This window comes from Bacillus pseudomycoides DSM 12442 (assembly GCF_000161455.1).
GTDB classification, from domain to species: domain Bacteria; phylum Bacillota; class Bacilli; order Bacillales; family Bacillaceae_G; genus Bacillus_A; species Bacillus_A pseudomycoides.
Map to the genome: position 1 here is coordinate 5,675,792 of NZ_CM000745.1, position 4,045 is coordinate 5,679,836.

General features: G+C 35.8%; 6 protein-coding genes and 1 pseudogene. 6 read left to right on the forward strand and 1 reads right to left on the reverse strand.

What is annotated here, in order from left to right; genetic code table 11:
* Positions 1 to 168: 168 nt before the first annotated feature.
* Positions 169 to 1,176 (forward strand): DUF3991 and toprim domain-containing protein, encoded by a 1,008-nt coding sequence (locus tag BPMYX0001_RS28650; protein ID WP_033799558.1) that lies wholly within the window; start codon positions 169 to 171, stop codon positions 1,174 to 1,176.
* On the forward strand, positions 1,169 to 1,855 hold the full coding sequence (locus tag BPMYX0001_RS28655) for a restriction endonuclease (protein ID WP_371400322.1): 687 nt from the start codon (positions 1,169 to 1,171) through the stop codon (positions 1,853 to 1,855). The genes BPMYX0001_RS28650 and BPMYX0001_RS28655 overlap by 8 nt, the downstream gene beginning before the upstream one ends.
* A 223-nt stretch (positions 1,856 to 2,078) precedes the next feature.
* On the opposite strand, the gene BPMYX0001_RS33560 is transcribed toward BPMYX0001_RS28655, so the two are convergent.
* Positions 2,079 to 2,231, reverse strand: coding sequence for a ribbon-helix-helix domain-containing protein (locus BPMYX0001_RS33560; RefSeq protein WP_006097643.1), 153 nt, complete (start codon positions 2,229 to 2,231; stop codon positions 2,079 to 2,081).
* Between the two features lie 117 nt (positions 2,232 to 2,348).
* On the opposite strand from BPMYX0001_RS33560, the gene BPMYX0001_RS28660 reads away from it, so the two are divergent.
* From BPMYX0001_RS28660 to BPMYX0001_RS28675, 4 genes and pseudogenes are all read left to right on the forward strand, one after another.
* Positions 2,349 to 2,546, forward strand: coding sequence for a hypothetical protein (locus tag BPMYX0001_RS28660; RefSeq protein ID WP_003203279.1), 198 nt, complete (start codon positions 2,349 to 2,351; stop codon positions 2,544 to 2,546).
* Between the two features lie 275 nt (positions 2,547 to 2,821).
* The gene (gene ssb / locus BPMYX0001_RS28665) at positions 2,822 to 3,313 is read left to right on the forward strand and encodes a single-stranded DNA-binding protein (protein WP_006097645.1); all 492 of its coding nucleotides are present in this window, start codon (positions 2,822 to 2,824) and stop codon (positions 3,311 to 3,313) included.
* Between the two features lie 202 nt (positions 3,314 to 3,515).
* A complete protein-coding gene (locus tag BPMYX0001_RS28670; protein WP_006097646.1) occupies positions 3,516 to 3,794 on the forward strand; it encodes an AbrB/MazE/SpoVT family DNA-binding domain-containing protein in 279 nt (92 codons plus the stop codon).
* Positions 3,795 to 3,961: 167 nt separating this feature from the next.
* Positions 3,962 to 4,045: pseudogene (locus tag BPMYX0001_RS28675) on the forward strand (transposase); the annotation flags it as partial.

Consider the following 4,045-nt stretch of genomic DNA (forward strand, 5'->3'; position numbering starts at 1 on the left):
GGGGTTGAGTCCAAAAATAATGGGAAGAAATTTGATGCTCGTTTATCTTATAGCACGCAAGAAAAACGATTAAAATTCTTATTTGGAAAATAAATGATGTAGAGAACTGATACAAACAGTTCTCTTTTTTTATTCTTGAAACCATTCACAACAAGGGGAGGTGCCAACATGACATATCGACTGGCAGAGGAGGAAGTCATGAAAGCAAAAGATGTGGATTTGTTGTCGTATTTAGAAGCTAAAGGGGAGAAATTTCAAAAAGAGGGAAACTATTATCGACATACGGAGCACGATAGCTTGTTAATTCGTGACAATATGTATGCATGGAATAGCCGGGGAGAGAAGGGATATGGAGCGATTAGCTTTGCTAGAATGTACTATGGTATGACTTTTCAAGAAGCAGTTCGAGACGTGAATTTTGGTGATTATCCTACTTTTACATCTTCTAAGGAAGAAGAATCGAAACAAGATGAGCCCTTTCGTTATCCAGGGCATCTAGAAGTCCAGGATAAACAAGCCATTAAGCACTATTTAACTGATGAACGGAAGATTGACGCTCGTTTAGTAAATTGGTTGATTGGTCAAGACTTGATTGCACAAGATAAAAAGAAGAATGTAGTGTTTAAATGGCGGGAACAAGGTGGAACAGGAAATGTAGTAGGTGCGGAGCGTCAAGGGACGGTTAAGATGGAAAATAAGCGAGGTTCTTTTAAACAAATTTTGCCGAATGGAAAACCGCATACGGGATTTATGGTGGATGTTGGAAAACCAACATCCATTTATTATTTTGAGAGCCCAATTGACCTTCTTTCGTATTGGACGTTACAACAAAACCGCCTACAAAATGCAAGGCTTGTCAGTATGAATGGTCTGAAAATGAAGACAGTTTTACGTACATTTAAAGAGGCGAAAGATGAAGGACTTCTCGTGAATCGAATTGTCCTCGCAGTAGATAATGATAAAGCGGGGAAAGAATTTACGGAAAAAATGGGAGCCTTAACGATTACACCACGTGTCCAAATGCATATTCCATCACAGGAGAAAGATTGGAATGATGTACTGAAGGCGGTCATACAATCAACAGAAAAACAGCAACAACCTCATATGCAACCGCAAGGACAACAAAAGAAAAGAATGGTACCAATACAGAAAAAGGAGATGGAACATAGTGTCTAATCTGCCAGTCGGGCAACTTATACCAGTTGTGCCTGTATCTAGCATGATACAGGCTTTGATGTATGTTTTTATTTTTTATGTTCTCTTTCGTACTTATATGTTTGTTCACCGAACCATCCAAGAGATAAGAGTATTAAAGCGTATGGCGAAGTCAGATATTCAGTTTATAGATAAAATGGATGGGTTTCAATTTGAGGTATATTTAAAAGCACTCTTTCGAGAACTTGGGTACCGTCCAGAGGTCACAAAACGTTCTTGTGACTACGGTGTGGACGTCATATTAAAAGGGAGAAATCGCATTGTAATCCAGGCGAAACGATATGGGATAAAGAATCGAGTTGGGATTCGGGCTGTACAAGAGGTGTATGCAGGAAAAGCATACTACAAGGCTGATGAGGCATGGATTGTGACCAATAGTTTTTATACGAAACAAGCAGAAGAGTTAGCAAAAGCATGCCAGGTGAAACTTATTGATCGTTTTGAACTTCAGAATTTGATTAATAAAGTGAATCCAGAACAAAAAGCGAAAGATGTGTATGAGCAAGTCAATCCAGCAGAACGGAAATGTCCGGTTTGTAAAAATCAATTAGTCATTCGATATTCAAAGAAAAATGATAATAAGTTTTTTGGTTGTTCTCAATTTCCTTCTTGTACGCATACGGAACGAATTAACGCATGAGCTGGAAAAATTTCAGCTCTATTTCGCATTTAGTAAGGTATTTCCATTTCTCAGTTGATAATTGTATTTTTGAACAAAAACGACTTCTCAAATTCGCTTGTATGGAATTTTAACATCCAATCTAATGTAATTAGCCTCGGATGATTTATTCTTTAATATAGGAGGTTTTAAGAAGCTTAAATCTATTCTGTGTATTTTCAAGCAAAATAAAAAAGGGAAGTCACTATTTTTGACTTAACCCTTTTTCTATGAGCTGACGAATGGCTTCATTACGACTTTTTAGTTTGTTATCATGCCAAAAATTCTCGATTTTTTCTAATTGTTCATTCGGAATTGTAACTAAAACGGGTGTGTTTTTATCTCTATTTATCGCCATATAAGTATCACTCCTTTATAAAAAGTATTATAAGTTATATTACTTATATTGACAACTGGAAAAACGAGTAATACAATGGCAATATAAGTGATATCACTAATATTACTATTTGAGGGAGTGAAGGTATTGGAAAAGAAAATCAAAAAAATGATGATGGATCTAAAATACCTCATGAATCATGGTGAAGTAGATATGGATATAGCGGATGTTAGGTATCAAAAGATGCTATTTGGAGCATTGGAAGCGACAGGAAAAGATTATACTTTGCATGTACATGAAGAGGATAAAAGTTCTTTATCAGTGTATTTAGTGTAATGAAATGATGGATGGGAGGAATAGCAAATGAAAATTGATGTATCTGAATGGGGAGTACTGAGCAAAGATACGAAGTTAAAATTAATTCGTTTAGCCATTTTAGAAAATAACAATAAATATGCAAAATAAAAACCCTTCATTTGCAAAAAGCAAACAAAGGGCTATGTATTAAGTGATCGTAAAGCAAAGGAAATCTCGTCCATTTCCTTCGTTAGTTATTTTAGCACATACAAAGGTTCTATAATACTTATAAAATTATTAAGGGGGAAATTACTGTGCTCAATCGTACAATTTTAGTTGGTCGTCTTACTAAGGACCCTGATTTGCGTTACACGCCAAATGGGGTTGCGGTCGCAACATTTACACTAGCTGTGAATAGACCGTTCACAAACCAGGGACAAAGAGAAGCTGACTTTATTTCAGTGGTTGTTTGGCGTAAACAAGCTGAGAATGTAGCAAACTATCTAAAGAAAGGTAGTTTAGCTGGTGTAGATGGTCGTCTTCAGACACGTAATTATGAGGGGCAAGACGGGAAACGCGTATATGTGACAGAAGTGGTTGCAGAGAGCGTACAATTTTTAGAGCCACGTAATAGTGGTGGAGGAGAACGTGATTCATTTAATCAACAGCCAGTAGGAGCTAGTTTTGGTAATCAAGGTTCGAACTCATTTAATCAATCTAGTAATTCTGGATTTAAAAAGAATGATGATCCATTCTCTAATTCAGGTCAACCAATTGATATTTCGGACGACGATTTACCATTTTAATGGGGGAGATCTTTGTACAAAAGGAGGAATCGATAGATGGAAGAAACACAGTATCCCTTTTCACAAAGGTGTAAAGAGATTGTTATTATGATTGTAAGCTTTTGGTTTATAATGTTTTCAATCTTTGGAGAAAGCTTGTTACAATGAGAAATGTCATAGGGTATAAAATATAGAGCTATAGATTATATGAGGGAGAGGTTTCATGAAATCAACAGGAGTAATGCGAAAATTAGATCCATTAGGACGTATAGTCATACCAATGGAATTAAGACGCACGCTAGCAATACAAGAAAAGACACCGTTAGAGATTTATGTAGAAGGTGAAAAAATCATCTTAAAAAAATATGAAGCGAATGGTGCTTGTGCAATAACAGGAGAAGTATCTGATAAGAATATTTCTCTTGCAAACGGCAAGATTACATTAAGCCCAGAAGGTGCAGAGCTACTAATAAAAGAAGTACAACAATATCTTGTAAAATAATTAGCCCCATTTATAGGGGCTTTTTTTAGCCAAATATAAATAATTTCACGTACCGAAATTAAAAATAAAAAACACAGAAATCTTCACTAGGGGATTCTTTCCCTTTTCTGAATTTAGTGTGCTACGATAGTTATATATTCGCTTTGACAGTAATAGGAGGCTTGTCTATGAAAAATCATATAAAAGTTAATGGACAAATCCGTCAAACAAATAAAAAATGGTCACATCTCAGACAACAACAAAGAGAACGC

What these genes read in the sequence shown, in the direction of transcription:
- BPMYX0001_RS28650 (WP_033799558.1), top strand. Translation starts at nt 169, where the DNA reads ATGACATATCGACTGGCAGAGGAGGAAGTCATGAAAGCAAAAGATGTG.
- BPMYX0001_RS33560 (WP_006097643.1), bottom strand. Translation starts at nt 2,231, where the DNA reads ATGGCGATAAATAGAGATAAAAACACACCCGTTTTAGTTACAATTCCG.
- BPMYX0001_RS28670 (WP_006097646.1), top strand. Translation starts at nt 3,516, where the DNA reads ATGAAATCAACAGGAGTAATGCGAAAATTAGATCCATTAGGACGTATA.